Consider the following 14,187-nt stretch of genomic DNA (forward strand, 5'->3'; position numbering starts at 1 on the left):
TATTCATTATGGCCCGTATTCAACTGAAGCTGCTCGATCCCCGTCTCGGCGAAGAGATCCCCCTGCCCGATTACGCCACCGACGGTTCCGCCGGACTCGATCTGCGCGCCTGCCTGGATGAGGCGCTGGTATTGAATCCCGGTCAGACAGAACTCATTCCGACCGGCCTGTCGATTCATATCGGCGACCCGTCGCTGGCGGCGGTGATCCTGCCGCGTTCCGGGCTCGGGCATAAGCATGGCATCGTGCTTGGTAATCTGGTCGGGCTGATCGATTCGGACTACCAGGGTCAGCTGTTCGTTTCCTGTTGGAATCGCGGCAGCGATTCTTTTACTATCAATATTGGTGAGCGTATTGCCCAGCTGGTGTTTGTGCCAGTGGTCCAGGCGCAGTTCGATCTCGTGGAGGAATTTGCAGCGAGCTCTCGGGCCGAAGGCGGCTTCGGGCATACCGGTCGTGCATAACCCGTCATAATCCGAATAACAGGGGAGAGGCAGAGTGGCCCGTCGTCGCAAACGTAAAAGCAAAAACCAGGAACAACAGATCCGTTCCAGCAGTATTAGCCTCTTCGCGGTCAGTCTGATCGCTTTCTTGCTGTTCAGTGCCATCCTCTCGGTCGCGGTGTTCATCGGCCAGATGACCCCGCTCAGTGCCCTGCAAACCCAGGAGAACGCGGTTCTTGAGAATGAGGCGCGACGCACCGCCGCCGGCATTAGCGAGTCGGTCGCCGATTACGCCCATGCTCTGAGCAGCATCGCCCGGGATCCGCAGACCCGCGAATTGCTGCAAAGCGGCACCCGCTCGGCGATCGCCGAGCGGGAAGGTGAACTGCTTACCATATTTGATAACGCCCTGCGTGTGCGCTTGCTGCCGCCAAAGATTTATTCCCCCGATAAAACCCGCGAGCCACATCTGGGGTTTGCCTGCCTGGATCTGCAGCGTCAGGCGGAAGAACTCAAAGCACGGCCACCGGTGGAAGTGCACGCCCTGGATACACCACAGGAACATATCGATATCGTTGAACCGGTGCTGGATCGTAGCGGCGAGAAGGTGATCGGCCATGTGCAACTGGCGCTGGATGTCGGATTGCTCGATCGCTGGCTGGGCGAGGCGGCCGGCGATGGCTATGTCGAGCTTAACCAGAAAATTACCGAGCAGAGTAGTGTTTTGCTGGGCAAGGCCGGTGAAATGCGGCATCAGTCGCTCGCCGACTCGACCCATGTGGATATCCCCAACACGGCCTGGCGACTGTCGGCCTGGATGCCGCAGGTGGAACGCGTCTCGGCCTTTAACGTGAACCTGTTGACCGTTCTGGCGATCAGTGTCGTTCTGACCGGGATCGTGACCTTGTTGCTTTACCAGGCGATGAGCCGCTCCATCTCTGCCGATCTGGAAAACTTCATGCTGCTCGAGGCCAGCGTGCTGCGCGGTAACAAGCGCCATGAGTATTTCCTCAAGATGAAAGAATTCAAGGAAATGGCCAAACGGTTGCAGGATTTGCCGGCCGCGCCGATCATGCAGCGCGAGCACGATGACGAGGGCAATTCACTGCACATGGCCGGCCTGGATGGCTCATCCGACCGGATCTTTATGGACAGCAGCGCCATGTCGGTGGAAGAACTGGATAGCGACGAGGATCGGGCCCGCTTCGAAAGCCGGGAGCCCGAGTCGCCAAAAAAACCTGAAGCTGCCCCAACTGCCACGGCCAGTAACGCGCCGGCGCCGGCCATACCGCCGGCGGAGATTTTCAAAGCCTATGATATTCGCGGCATCGTCGGGCGGACTCTGACTCCCCAGCATGCGCTATTGATCGGGCAGGCATTGGGCAGCGAGGCCCGCCAGCGGGGACTGACCAGAATCGCCTTCGGGCGCGATGGACGCAAATCCGGTCCGGAACTGGGCGGTGCGCTGGTGCGCGGGCTGCAGGCCGCCGGCCTGCAGGTGATCGATGTCGGCATGGTGCCGACCCCGGTCCTGTACTACGCGGCGCACCAGCTGGCCGACGGTTCCGGCGTGATGCTCACCGGCAGTCACAACCCGCCCGACTATAACGGCTTCAAGATGGTGCTGGGGGGTGAAACGCTCTCGGGCGACGCGATACAGGGTTTGCGCCAGCGTGTCGAGAACAAGGATTTTGCCCAGGGCAAGGGCAGCTATGGCACGCACAGCATTACCAATGACTATATCCAACAGATTGTTTCCGATATCAAGCTGGCGCGTCCGCTCAAGGTGGTGGTTGACTGCGGCAACGGCGTCGCCGGGGCGGTGGCGCCGGCATTATTCCGCGGACTGGGTGTCGAGTTGATCGATATTTACAGCGAAGTGGATGGCAACTTCCCCAATCATCACCCCGATCCCAGTCAGCCCGAGAACCTGCGTGATGTGATCGAACTGGTGCGGGCCCAGAATGCCGATCTGGGGATTGCCTTCGATGGTGACGGCGATCGCATTGGCGTGGTCAGTCCCGATGGTAATATTATCTGGCCGGATCGGCTGATGATGTTGTATGCCGCCGATATCCTGACGCGTAACCATGGCGCGCAGATTATTTACGATATCAAATGCTCCAGTAATCTCACCAAAGTGATCTGGGAGAAAGGCGGCGAGCCGATCATGTGGAAGACCGGTCATTCGCTGATTAAAGCCAAGATGAAACAGTCCGGGGCCCTGCTGGCGGGTGAGATGAGTGGACATATCTTTTTCCAGGAACGCTGGTTCGGCTTTGATGACGCTCTGTATGCTGCCGCGCGCTTGCTGGAAATCCTGGCCAAGGACAAACGCAAGCCGCAGGCAGTCTTTGCCAGTCTGCCGGATATGGTCAACACGCCCGAACTGCGCGTCGATCTGGCCGAGGGCGAACAGCACCAGTTTATGGACGAGCTGATGAGCCGGGCCGAGTTTGACAATGCCAATGTCATCATGATCGATGGCGTACGGGCCGATTTTGAGGATGGCTGGGGATTGGTGCGGGCGTCCAATACGACCCCAAGCCTGATCATGCGGTTTGAAGCCAAAGATAAGGAAGCCCTGCAACGCATTCAGCAACAGTTCCGCGAGTTACTGCAATCGGTCAAACCCGATCTCAGCCTGCCTTTCTAGGCAAGGCACTTCATCGCGCATCAACCGGACAGCAAAACATTTGTATGAGCATTAACGCCACATCCGCACTGAATATCGCCAAGGTCCTGACCGAAGCGCTGCCCTATATCCAGCGCTTTCAAGGCAAGACGATGGTGATCAAATATGGCGGCAACGCCATGGTCGACGAGAAACTCAAGCAGGGGTTCGCGCGTGACATCGTGTTGATGAAGCTCGTGGGCATGAACCCGGTCGTCGTGCACGGTGGCGGGCCGCAGATCGGTAACGTGCTGGAACAGATTGGTAAGGAGAGCAAGTTTATCGAGGGTATGCGGGTGACCGACTCCGAAACCATGGATGTGGTATTGATGGTTCTCGGGGGCCTGGTAAACAAGGATATCGTCAATCTGATCAATCAGGCCGGTGGCCATGCTGTCGGACTGACCGGCAAGGATGGCGGTCTGATCCGGGCGCGCAAGATGCTCTTCGAGCGTCAGAATCCACAAATGAATACGCCCGAGATTATCGATATCGGTCATGTGGGGGATGTACAGAGTATCGACCCTTCCGTAATCAATATGCTGATCAAACAGGGGGATTTCATTCCGGTCATTGCACCTATCGGTGTTGGCGAGGATGGTCAGTCCTATAATATTAATGCCGATCTGGTGGCCGGCAAGCTGGCCATCACCCTGGGTGCGGAAAAACTGATCCTGCTGACCAACACGCCGGGTGTAATGGATAATGACGGCGGACTGTTGACCGGTCTCAAGGCAAAGCAAGTGGAAGGTTTGATCGAGGATGGCACGATCCACGGCGGGATGTTGCCCAAGATTCGCTGCGCCCTGGATGCCGTGCACTCCGGCGTCGGTACCGCGCAGATCATCGATGGACGGGTCGAGCACGCCGTCCTGCTGGAAGTATTGACCGACGAAGGTGTCGGTACCTTGATTCGTAATTGAGGGATTCGTAATTGAGGGATTCGAAATTAAAGGATCCGAAATTGAAGGACCATAACTGAAGACAGGCACCATGAACCAGAAGCAATCGGACAAGCCGTCACGCCGCCAGCAGATACTCGAGGTACTGGCCAGTGAACTGGAGAACAGTCCCGGCGAGCGGATTACCACCGCCGGTCTGGCCCGCGCCGTCGGAGTTTCCGAGGCCGCACTGTATCGCCATTTCCCCAGCAAGGCACGGATGTTCGAGGGACTGATCGAGTTTATCGAGGAATCCATCTTTGGTCTGATCAACCGGATTCTGGAGGATCAGAAATCCGCCATTCGGCGCAGCGAACACATCATGACGCTGGTACTCGGTTTCGCGGCCAAAAACGCCGGCATTACCCGACTGCTGGCCGGCGATGTGCTGGTCGGTGAGACAGAACGGCTGCGCAGCCGAATCGATCAGTTCTATGACAGACTGGAAACCCAGCTCAAGCAGGTATTGCGTGAAGGCGAGATGAACGGCGAGTTGTCACCGGGGTTGCCGGTCGGACCGAGTGCGAACCTGTTGCTGTCGATCATCGAGGGGCGCATTAACCAGTACGTGCGCAGCGGTTTTCGACATTCACCGCAGGAGATGTGGGAAGATCAGTGGAGCCTGCTGGAGGCCTTGCTGCAGGCTCGCGATTGAGGGGCTAAATACGGGTTCCGAATACTTGTCCATTTACTGAGTAGCCTGGATCAAGGAGCAACGCGACGGATCCAGGTTTTGCTGGGTTCAGGTGGATCCGCTTCGCTTGTTGATCCACCCGACGTGGGGTGCTCGGGTATTGAGAACTTTTATTTAGCGGGGGGTTTGGGCTGATTTCAGTTTACGAAAACGTGCCAGCTCCACCTCAAACTGCTTCTGTAAACTATCCAGTTCCTGTGCTTTTTCGGCCATAAAAATCTTGTTGTTCGCAATCCGGCGCTTGACCTGCTCCATCCGATCGAGAAGGTCTTCGGAAAGCTCCTTGCCACGGCGTTCCTGATTGGCGGCCTGTTTCTGCAGATCACCGAGTTTATCCCGCAGTGCTTCGTTGCTGGCCCGGGTAATGTCGATCAGGCTTTGAGTGGCCGCGGTTTTGTTCTCGTAGTAAAGCTTGAGGTCGCGCTCGGTCGTAAATGTATTTAAAAGTACCTGGTCGCGGCGTTTTTGTTCCGCCTGTTGTTGTTCTTTCAGGCGACGTTGCTCAGCGGCCCGTTTTTCCGCCTCAAGCTGTTCGGGGGTCTTGGCCGGCTCCTCAACATCAATGACGACACCCTGGTCGTTCAGTATTTCAATCCGCTGTTGGGAGTATTCGGGCGGAACACTCTGGCCGCACTCACGCACGCCTTCATCATTGGTCCAGCATTTGTATCGGCCCGCCAGCGCGGGGTTGGCAAGCGCGAGAATCAGCGCCGCGAGGCCGAGGCGAACTGGTAAACGGAATCCGGTTATCATTACAGAGCCCTTGGTTTCAGGAGCCCCATTGTAGGAAATTTTTCACCTATGGAATACATCCTGTTATTTATTATTTCCCTGCTGGCCAACGCCTTTTCCGCTTTTGCCGGCGGCGGGGCCGGTTTATTGCAGTTGCCGGCCCTGATTTTCCTGGGTTTGCCGTTCGGTGTGGCGCTGGCAACCCACAAGCTGGCCAGTGTTGCCCTGGGTATCGGCGCCTCCGCCCGCCACTTTAGGGAAAAGAACCTGGATGGGCAATTTGCCCTGATTATGCTCCTGGCCGGGGTGCCCGGCGTGGTGCTGGGGGCCAGTGTCATCCTGAATGTGCCTGACCGCTGGGCTGAACTGGCGTTGGGGGTCCTGACCATGGGGCTGGGGATTTATTCCTGGAGAAACCCCGATCTTGGCCAGGTGGATACCCGCAGTCACCGGGATCGCAGTGGGCTGGTCATCGGCGGTGTCGTGTTGTTCGGTATCGGTTTTCTCAACGGGTCGCTGACGTCCGGGACCGGCCTGTTTGTCACCCTGTGGCTGATTCGCTGGTTCGGGCTCGATTACAGACGTGCCGTCGCCCACACACTGGTGATGGTAGGATTGTTCTGGAATGGCAGTGGCGCCCTGACGCTGGGCCTGCTGGGATCGATTCGCTGGGACTGGTTGCCGGTATTGTTGCTGGGTTCCCTGCTGGGCGGCTATATCGGCGCCCACTATTCGATCATCAAGGGTAACCGGGCCATCAAGCGGGCATTCGAGATCGTGACTATTCTGGTGGGAATAAAACTGATTATCGGCTGATTGGCGTATGCCGGTATTTAGTCTGCTTCAGGCGACACGGATGCGGACGACCGTCATGATTTCCATCTCCATGCCGCCGACATTGAGTTTGTCGGGATAATAGGTCAGGTTGACGCGGGCGCCGGTGAGATCCTTGTATTTTTTCTTGCGCTTGTAGCGAAACGGAACATCCTCGCCCTCGATCATCACAGTGTTGATAAACCATTCACCTTCCTCCCGCTGTACATGGGAGGTGACTTTGACATTATCGCTGTGCACGAGTTTGTCATGCTGTTTGGTTAATTTATCCGGATCTGACACAGGGCACTCGCTTTGGTTCTCGATATTTTACCATCCCATTGTAACATCAAAGCCGCAGGTGGAGCAGCAAAGCGGCAAGTTCACGGTTTTACAGCAAAAATTAGACAGATTTACTCCGGCAACTGCCCCTCGGCCAGCTGTGCCTGCAACTGCTGCCAGTAATCCGCGTCAAGCAACTCCGGGTGCAGGCGGGTGAAAAGTTCGCGTTGGTGGGGATCGGTGAACAGAAATACGGCGAATTCTTCGGGAAAAATATCATTGGGCCCCACGGAGTACCAGGGCTCGGCCGCCAGCTCGTCCTCGGGATAACGTGGCGGTGGAATATGCCGAAAATGACATTCGTCCATCGGCATAATCTCGTCATAATCGTAAAAAATGACCCGCCCGTAACTGGTGATGCCGAAGTTCTTGGTCAGCAGATCGCCGGGAAATATTCCGGCGGCGGCAATGTCATGGATAGCATCCCCGTAATCCTGCAGCGCGTGGCGCATGCCCTCCTCATCGGCCCGCTCCAGATACAGGTTCAGCGGTTCGAGACGACGCTCGATAAACAAATGTTTGATAATCAGCTGATGGCCCTCGAACGAAACTTGCGAGGTAGCTTCGGTTTTCAATTCCTCAAGCAGGTCATCGGTAAACCGATCCACGGGAAAAGCCGTGTAGGAAAACTCCCAGGCGTCGGATAGCCGTCCGACCCGATCATGTTGTTTGACCATATGATAGCGGTCGATAACTTTCTGCCGGGTGGTGTTCTTCGGGGGAGGAAATCGATCGCGGATCAATTTGAAGACATAGGGATAGGAGGGCAGGGTGAAAACCACCATGACCATACCCTTGCTGCCCGGCGCGGTCTCGATGGCATCCGAGGAACGCTGCAGGTGATCGAGAAAATCGCGATAAAATTCCGCCTTGCCCTGCTTGTGAAAACCGATCTGGGTATACAGATCCGCCGCGGTTTTCTCCGGCAGAAAATCAAGCAGGAAGCGGATGACCGCCGAGGGAATCTCGGTATCCACCAGAAAATAGGCGCGTGCCGAAGTGAACAGACTGGCGACATTGTCACGTTCGCTGATCAGCCGATCGACATAGGCACTGCCGTCCGCATTACGGCGGATGCGCAGAATAAATGGATAGCGGTCCGGGCCGTTGATAACCCGCCCTACCAGATAGGCCGAGCGATTCCGATAAAAAGGCTGGCGCAGCATCTGGATCTGAAAATGCTGGGCAAGTCGACGTGGCAGGTTGGTATGCCGGCGAATGGCCTGTGTAATACAGCGTACATCATGGCGCAGATCGCCAAAAGCCAGCCCGATGTTGGCGGTGGCGAGAATTCGCTGCAGCGTGGCACGCCAGCCCTCGCGCAGGGGATAAAAGCTTCGATATACGGGGTCGTCACTGTCCAGCCGTTCGGTGGACATGGAGGGTCGCACGAAAATGAAATCATTGTTATAGAAGTGGCGTTCAAACAGGCCGACAAAAACCGAGTTGTAAAAGGTTTCGGCCAGTTCCGGCTGCCGGTGGCGATACAGCAGGCCCATGTATTGAAACTTGACCTGTTGCCAGGGCGCGGCGTGCAGTGTTTCGTGGTCGAATCGTTCGCGCAATTCCTGGATGGTCTCGCGAACCCGATCGTCGTACAGGCTGATACGCCGGATCGCCGCCTGGCGGCTGGCTACCCAGTCACCCCGGATAAAATTGTCATGCGCTTCACGGGTTATCTCGCGAAACAGCGTAAAGTGCCGGCCGAAGCCGGCCACGATCATCTCGGCCAGCTCGCCGACGACACCCTGATTCGACGGGGCCGGTAAGATAGTGGCCTGGCTGGATGGCGGGTGATCGGGATCGACACTCATGCCGTCACCTTCGAGTCGTTTATGTGTCGTCGAATTGGCCTTCCTCGGTGGAACCGGTCAGGGCGGTCACCGATGAGAAACCGCCCTGTATGGTGGAGGTGACATCATCAAAATAGCCGGCCCCGACCTCCTGCTGATGGGAGACGAAGGTATAGCCTTTTTCCCGCGCGGCAAATTCGGGTTGCTGCACTTTTTCCACATAATGTTTCATGCCCTCGCCGCGTGCATAATCATAGGAGAGGTCGAACATGTTGAACCACATGCTGTGAATTCCCGCGAGAGTAATGAACTGGTATTTGTAACCCAGTTCGGCCAGATCATCCTGGAAGCGGGCGATGGTTTTGTCATCCAGATTTTTCTTCCAGTTAAATGATGGCGAGCAGTTATAGGCCAGCAGCTTGTTCGGGTTGTTTTCCAGCACTGCCTCGGCGAATTCGCGAGCGAAGCCGAGATCCGGTGTGCCGGTTTCGCACCACACCAGATCGGCATACGGGGCATAGGCGACGCCCCGGGAGATGGCCTGTTCCAGGCCATTTTTTACCCGATAAAAACCTTCATCCGTGCGCTCACCGGTCATAAACGGTTTATCGTTCGGATCGAAGTCGGAGGTCAACAGGTTGGCCGCTTCGGCATCGGTACGGGCCAGCAACAGGGTCGGGACATTGCAGACATCGGAGGCCAGACGTGCGGCGATCAGTTTGTGCACCGCCTCCTGGGTTGGCACCAGAACCTTGCCCCCCATGTGGCCACATTTTTTGACCGCCGCCAGCTGATCCTCGTAATGTACCCCGGCCGCGCCGGCGGCAATCATGTTCTTCATCAGTTCAAAGGCATTGAGTACGCCGCCAAAGCCGGCCTCGGCATCGGCCACGATCGGCAGAAAGTGATCGATATAGCCTTCGTCGCCCGGATTGTCGCCACGCGCCCACTGGATCTCGTCGGCGCGCTTGAAGGCGTTGTTGATGCGCCGCACCATCGCCGGGACCGAGTCATAGGCATAGAGGGACTGATCGGGGTACATGGTTTCCGAGGTATTGCCATCAGCCGCCACCTGCCAGCCGGACAGGTAGATTGCCTCAATCCCGGCCTTGGCCTGTTGCAGGGCCTGGCCACCGGTGATGGCTCCCATGGCATTGATATAGCCCTTGCTGGCCTGGCCGTGCAGCAGCGACCAGAGCTTCTCGGCGCCCTGGCGGGCCAGGGTGTACTCCGGCTGCAGCGAGCCTCGCAGGCGAACCACGTCGGCCGCCGAATAGCCCCGCTTGACATCGCGCCAGCGGGGGTTCTGCGCCCATTCCTGTTCGAGTTCCCGAATCTGCTCCTCGCGTGACTTCATTCTGCTCTCCTCCTGCGGATTGTCGCATCAGGTATGGCTCACGATGGGATGGCCGTGGCGTGGCCGATACCCCCAATAATGTTCACCCTTTACAAAGATGACACTGTTTTTATTGTGCTGTACTAAAGATAGATGATGAGCAGCGAGGCTGCCACAACCGAAAGAGAAAAGTAAAAACACGATCTCTCGCAGAGACGCCAAGGCGCGGAGTAAATCACTAATATGATTGTCCTGGCGGGCTTCGCGCCTCGGCGAGAGATCAATGTTTCGTCTTATCTTGACCAGGGTTGCCCGTGCAGGGCTCAGATCTCGATATCGTAATCGATAGTCAGGGGCGCGTGGTCGGAGAACCACTTGTTTTTATATACCGAGGCATTTTTGACCGTGCCCTTGAGACCGGGAGTGATGATCTGGTAGTCGATACGCCACCCGACGTTGTTCTCGCGGGCATTGCCGCGGTTGGACCACCAGGTGTATTGATCCGGTTTCTGGTTGACCTCGCGAAAGGCGTCGATGAAGCCGATGTTATCGAACAGGTTATCCAGCCAGGCCCGTTCCACCGGGGTGACGCCGGAGGTCTTCTGGTTGGACTTCCAGTTTTTGATATCGATCTCCTTGTGTACCGTGTTGAAGTCGCCGCAGATGATGTAATCGCGACGTCGGCGACGCATGGCCTTGAGATCCTCGGCGAAGCGGTCCATAAAAATCAGCTTGTTGTTGTGACGCTCCTCGCTGGAGGCGCCCGAAGGGAGATAGAGCGAGGCGACGGTGAGTTTGCCAATCTCGATTTCGATCCAGCGGCCTTCGGTGTCGACATGATCCCAGCCCAGCCCGATGGAAACCTTGTCCGGCCGGTGGCGGCTCATGATCGCCACCCCGCTGTAGCCTTTTTTCTGCGCGTCGAAATAATAGGTGTGATAACCCTTCGGGTAGAAAATCGCGTTATCCAGCTGGTGCTCCTGGGCCTTGGTCTCCTGGATGCAAATCACATCGGCCTTCTGACGCTTCATCCATTCGAAGAACCCCTTGCGCTGGGCGGCGCGAATGCCGTTGAGGTTGGCGGTAATCACTCTGAACATCACACTTATCCGGTTACGACCAAAAGGTGTATGATACACAACCTGAACAACGAAATCCCCAGCCACACAATCCGGAATTTATCGCATGCGTGATTATCAACAGGAATTTATCGAGTTCGCCCTGCAGCGCGACGTGCTGCGCTTTGGTGAATTTACGCTCAAGTCGGGGCGCGTCAGCCCCTATTTTTTCAACGCCGGGCTGTTTAACAGCGGCAAGGCGCTGGCGCGACTGGGGCGCTATTATGCGCAGACCATCGTTGACGCCTGTGTGCAGTTCGATGTGTTGTTCGGCCCCGCCTACAAGGGGATTCCGCTGGCGGCGGCGACGGCCGTGGCCCTGGCCGAGCAGCATGACCGCGATGTGCCCTACGCCTTCAACCGCAAGGAAGCCAAGGCCCACGGCGAGGGCGGCAATATCGTCGGCGCGCCACTGCAGGGCAAGGTGCTGATCATCGATGACGTGATCACCGCCGGTACCGCTATCGGCGAGGCGATGGAAATTATCCAGGCCAACGGTGCCGCCCCGGCGGGTGTGGTCATCGCGCTGGACCGTCAGGAAAAAGGCAAGGGCGAGCTGTCCGCTATCCAGGAAGTCGAGAACAATTATAGCATCCCGGTGCACAGCATCATCCGGCTCGAGCTTTTAATCGAATACCTGTCAAAACAAACCGGCATGCAAGACAAACTCGAAGCGGTTAAGGCCTACCGTACCCAGTACGGCATCGAGTAAAACAGTCAAAAGATAAACCACCAAGACGCCAAGACGCCAAGACGGCAAGACACCAAGGAGTTATTTTTAATCAACGAGTTTTTCTTGGTGTCTTGGTGCCTTGGTGGTTCAGCACTTAATCCTTGAAGTTCGGCATCTCCTGCTGCATCCACTTGCGGAATGTTTCGCGTTCGGCCTCATCCGCCATCAGCCACCAGAACTTGAGCCGCTTGACGGCGTCTTCGTTGACGGCCTGGTCGGCGTCGGGGAGCGACCGATTGGCCTGTGCTTGCGCCGGGGCCGTTGTGGGAGTCGACGTCTGCGGGACGACCGGTTCGGCATTGGTGATACCCGAGGGATATTCATCCGAGGGGGTGGCGGCGATACGCTGGCCGCTGCCCCGTTCCACCAGCGTGGCCTGAAAATCACTGGCCATGGTAAACGCCTCATCTTCCGACTCCGGTTCATCATAGCGCAGTTCATACACCTGCCCGACCTGGAAGTGGGCCTGCACCCTGGTAGGACTGGATTTGATCAGCATGCCGGTGTCGGCCGAGCCCCAGTAGAGTTCATATTTGAAGGTGAGTGTATGCTGGCCGGGTGACAGGTGGAGTTCGTAAAAGCCTTCTTCTTTGGACGGGGAGCGGATGTCGCGTCCGTCGATGGCCAGGGTGGTGATCGGACCGGGGACCCTGATCAGCGCAATTTCACTCAAGGGTTTGTCGGGACCGTTATAAAATTTGACCGGGCCGGTGGGGGCGCAGGCCGTCAGTAGTACAGAGACCAGTCCCAGAGACAAGAGCGTTCGCCAGTTCATGAATATCCTCATCGGTTGGAGCCAGGTGGTGTCGTGGCGCATAGGCTCACAAGCCCAGCATACGTTAACGGCCAATTCTGACAGAATTACGACACTGCAGGTAGGCCGGGCCGGCGATTTCGTCACCCAACGCAGCCGCGCCGGCACAAAAGTGTTGCCGCCTGCCCGGGCGGCTTTTACCTTGCAGGCGCTGATCATGCTAGAGTAACCGCGTCTGATTCTGGCCATCACAAGACGGAATACGATTTGTTTTTACCTTCCCTGGCGAGCTGGCGCAAGGCGCTTGAGGTGTATCGCCAACCTCAGGCGATTGCGATGCTGTTTCTCGGCTTCTCCGCCGGTTTGCCGCTGCTGCTGATTTTCTCGTCACTCTCGCTGTGGCTGCGCGAGGCGGGGGTGGAGCGCGGCGCGGTCACCTATTTCAGCTGGGCGGCACTGGCCTACTCGTTCAAGTTTGTCTGGGCGCCGTTGATCGACAAGTTGCCGCTACCCGGCCTGTATACGCTGCTGGGCCGGCGACGCAGCTGGCTGCTGGTGGCGCAGCTGCTGATTATGGGCTCCATCATTTTGATGGGTATGACCGATCCTGTGGACAACCTGCCGATGATGGCACTGGCCACGGTGCTGCTCGGTCTGTCGGCGGCCACCCAGGATATCGTGATCGACGCTTATCGCATCGAGTCCGCCGGCGAGCGGCTGCAGGCGGCGCTGGCGGCTATGTATATCGCCGGTTACCGGGTGGGCATGCTCGCCTCCGGGGCCGGTGCGCTGTACCTGGCGAGCTGGCTGGGCAGCGATGAAACCTACAATTATCAGGCCTGGCGCCTGACCTACCTGTGCATGTCCATGCTGATGCTGGTCGGTGTGATGACGACGTTGCTGATCCGGGAACCGGCCCCGAACCGGCAACGGGAAGCCTATCTGCACAGTAGTTTCGATTATTTCCGTTTCGTGGTGTTGTTTGTGACGGTCACCGGCGTTTTTCTTCTGGCGTTTTTGCAACTGGGCGTTGCGGAAACGGTAAAAGTTGTGCTGCGCGAAGGTCTCGGGTTCAACGGGGTAGTGTCGGCCTTCATCGGCCAGACGGTCCAGATCGGCGTGGCGCTGCTGCTGGCTACCGCCACGGCCCGGGGACTGATACTGGTGCACGCGGTGAATCGCGATATGGTGCGCACGACCTATGTGGAACCGGTTATCGATTTTTTCCAACGCTACGCCAAACTGGCGTTGTGGATTCTGCTGCTGGTCGGTTTTTATCGCATCTCGGATATTGTGCTCGGGGTGATCTCCAATGTGTTTTATTTCGACATGGGGTATTCCAAGGAACAGATCGCCTCGATCAACAAGGTGCTGGGCTTGATGATGGCGCTGCTGGGCGGCTTTGTCGGCGGACTGCTCACCACCCGGTTTGGTATCATGCGTATGTTGCTGACCGGCGCGATCCTGGCGGCCGGGACCAACCTGCTGTTCATGTTGCTGGCGATGATGGAGCCCAATGTGCCGATGCTCGCGCTGGTCATCTCGAGCGATAATCTGTGTGCCGGACTGGCCAGCGCGGCCTTTGTCGCTTATCTGTCGAGTCTGACCAGTATCTCCTTTACCGCGGTTCAGTATGCGATCTTCAGCTCACTGATGACGCTGTTCCCCAAGGTGCTGGGCGGTTATTCCGGGGGCATGGTGGAACAGCTGGGGTATCCCGGGTTTTTCCTGCTGACCGCCTTGCTCGGGGTGCCGGTGATTCTGTTAATTCTGTATCTGATGCGTCGGGAAGCAACGCGGGTGGAGGGTTAGGC

14 protein-coding genes are annotated in these 14,187 nt (G+C 57.3%); 8 read left to right on the forward strand and 6 right to left on the reverse strand.

The window, feature by feature from the left end; all coding sequences use genetic code 11:
- Positions 1-8: 8 nt before the first annotated feature.
- From dut to slmA, 4 genes are all read left to right on the forward strand, one after another.
- Positions 9-464 carry a dUTP diphosphatase gene (gene dut, locus U5K34_RS12495; RefSeq protein WP_322568729.1) on the forward strand — a complete coding sequence of 152 codons (456 nt, stop codon included), beginning with the start codon at positions 9-11 and terminating at the stop codon, positions 462-464.
- Between the two features lie 34 nt (positions 465-498).
- Positions 499-3,099 (forward strand): phosphomannomutase/phosphoglucomutase, encoded by a 2,601-nt coding sequence (locus U5K34_RS12500; protein WP_322568730.1) that lies wholly within the window; start codon positions 499-501, stop codon positions 3,097-3,099.
- Positions 3,100-3,143: 44 nt separating this feature from the next.
- Positions 3,144-4,040: an acetylglutamate kinase gene (argB, locus tag U5K34_RS12505; protein ID WP_322568731.1), complete on the forward strand. Its 897-nt coding sequence runs from the start codon at positions 3,144-3,146 to the stop codon at positions 4,038-4,040.
- Between the two features lie 70 nt (positions 4,041-4,110).
- Complete coding sequence (gene slmA, locus U5K34_RS12510; protein ID WP_322568732.1) at positions 4,111-4,713, forward strand: nucleoid occlusion factor SlmA; 603 nt, start codon at positions 4,111-4,113, stop codon at positions 4,711-4,713.
- Between the two features lie 153 nt (positions 4,714-4,866).
- On the opposite strand, the gene U5K34_RS12515 is transcribed toward slmA, so the two are convergent.
- Positions 4,867-5,505 carry a hypothetical protein gene (locus tag U5K34_RS12515; RefSeq protein ID WP_322568733.1) on the reverse strand — a complete coding sequence of 213 codons (639 nt, stop codon included), beginning with the start codon at positions 5,503-5,505 and terminating at the stop codon, positions 4,867-4,869.
- Between the two features lie 48 nt (positions 5,506-5,553).
- On the opposite strand from U5K34_RS12515, the gene U5K34_RS12520 reads away from it, so the two are divergent.
- The gene (locus U5K34_RS12520; RefSeq protein ID WP_322568734.1) at positions 5,554-6,300 is read left to right on the forward strand and encodes a sulfite exporter TauE/SafE family protein; all 747 of its coding nucleotides are present in this window, start codon (positions 5,554-5,556) and stop codon (positions 6,298-6,300) included.
- 27 nt (positions 6,301-6,327) lie between these two features.
- On the opposite strand, the gene U5K34_RS12525 is transcribed toward U5K34_RS12520, so the two are convergent.
- The 4 genes from U5K34_RS12525 to U5K34_RS12540 form a co-directional block, all read right to left on the reverse strand.
- Positions 6,328-6,600 carry a hypothetical protein gene (locus tag U5K34_RS12525; protein ID WP_322568735.1) on the reverse strand — a complete coding sequence of 91 codons (273 nt, stop codon included), beginning with the start codon at positions 6,598-6,600 and terminating at the stop codon, positions 6,328-6,330.
- Positions 6,601-6,710: 110 nt separating this feature from the next.
- Complete coding sequence (gene aceK, locus U5K34_RS12530; RefSeq protein WP_322568736.1) at positions 6,711-8,453, reverse strand: bifunctional isocitrate dehydrogenase kinase/phosphatase; 1,743 nt, start codon at positions 8,451-8,453, stop codon at positions 6,711-6,713.
- Positions 8,454-8,472: 19 nt separating this feature from the next.
- A complete protein-coding gene (aceA, locus tag U5K34_RS12535) occupies positions 8,473-9,789 on the reverse strand; it encodes an isocitrate lyase (RefSeq protein WP_322568737.1) in 1,317 nt (438 codons plus the stop codon).
- Positions 9,790-10,091: 302 nt separating this feature from the next.
- Positions 10,092-10,868 (reverse strand): exodeoxyribonuclease III, encoded by a 777-nt coding sequence (locus U5K34_RS12540; protein WP_322568738.1) that lies wholly within the window; start codon positions 10,866-10,868, stop codon positions 10,092-10,094.
- 85 nt (positions 10,869-10,953) lie between these two features.
- Between U5K34_RS12540 and pyrE the strand changes: the two genes are divergently transcribed.
- Positions 10,954-11,598 carry an orotate phosphoribosyltransferase gene (pyrE, locus tag U5K34_RS12545; protein WP_322568739.1) on the forward strand — a complete coding sequence of 215 codons (645 nt, stop codon included), beginning with the start codon at positions 10,954-10,956 and terminating at the stop codon, positions 11,596-11,598.
- A gap of 115 nt (positions 11,599-11,713) precedes the next feature.
- On the opposite strand, the gene U5K34_RS12550 is transcribed toward pyrE, so the two are convergent.
- Positions 11,714-12,394 carry a DUF2057 family protein gene (locus tag U5K34_RS12550; RefSeq protein WP_322568740.1) on the reverse strand — a complete coding sequence of 227 codons (681 nt, stop codon included), beginning with the start codon at positions 12,392-12,394 and terminating at the stop codon, positions 11,714-11,716.
- On the opposite strand from U5K34_RS12550, the gene U5K34_RS12555 reads away from it, so the two are divergent.
- Together U5K34_RS12555 and U5K34_RS12560 are read left to right on the forward strand one after the other, a co-directional pair.
- The gene (locus U5K34_RS12555; protein WP_322568741.1) at positions 12,393-12,602 is read left to right on the forward strand and encodes a hypothetical protein; all 210 of its coding nucleotides are present in this window, start codon (positions 12,393-12,395) and stop codon (positions 12,600-12,602) included. The genes U5K34_RS12550 and U5K34_RS12555 overlap by 2 nt on opposite strands.
- A gap of 38 nt (positions 12,603-12,640) precedes the next feature.
- Positions 12,641-14,185 (forward strand): AmpG family muropeptide MFS transporter, encoded by a 1,545-nt coding sequence (locus U5K34_RS12560; RefSeq protein ID WP_322568742.1) that lies wholly within the window; start codon positions 12,641-12,643, stop codon positions 14,183-14,185.
- Positions 14,186-14,187 lie beyond the last annotated feature (2 nt).

The organism is Thiohalophilus sp. (assembly GCF_034521165.1).
In the GTDB taxonomy this organism is placed as follows: Bacteria; Pseudomonadota; Gammaproteobacteria; order UBA6429; family Thiohalophilaceae; genus Thiohalophilus.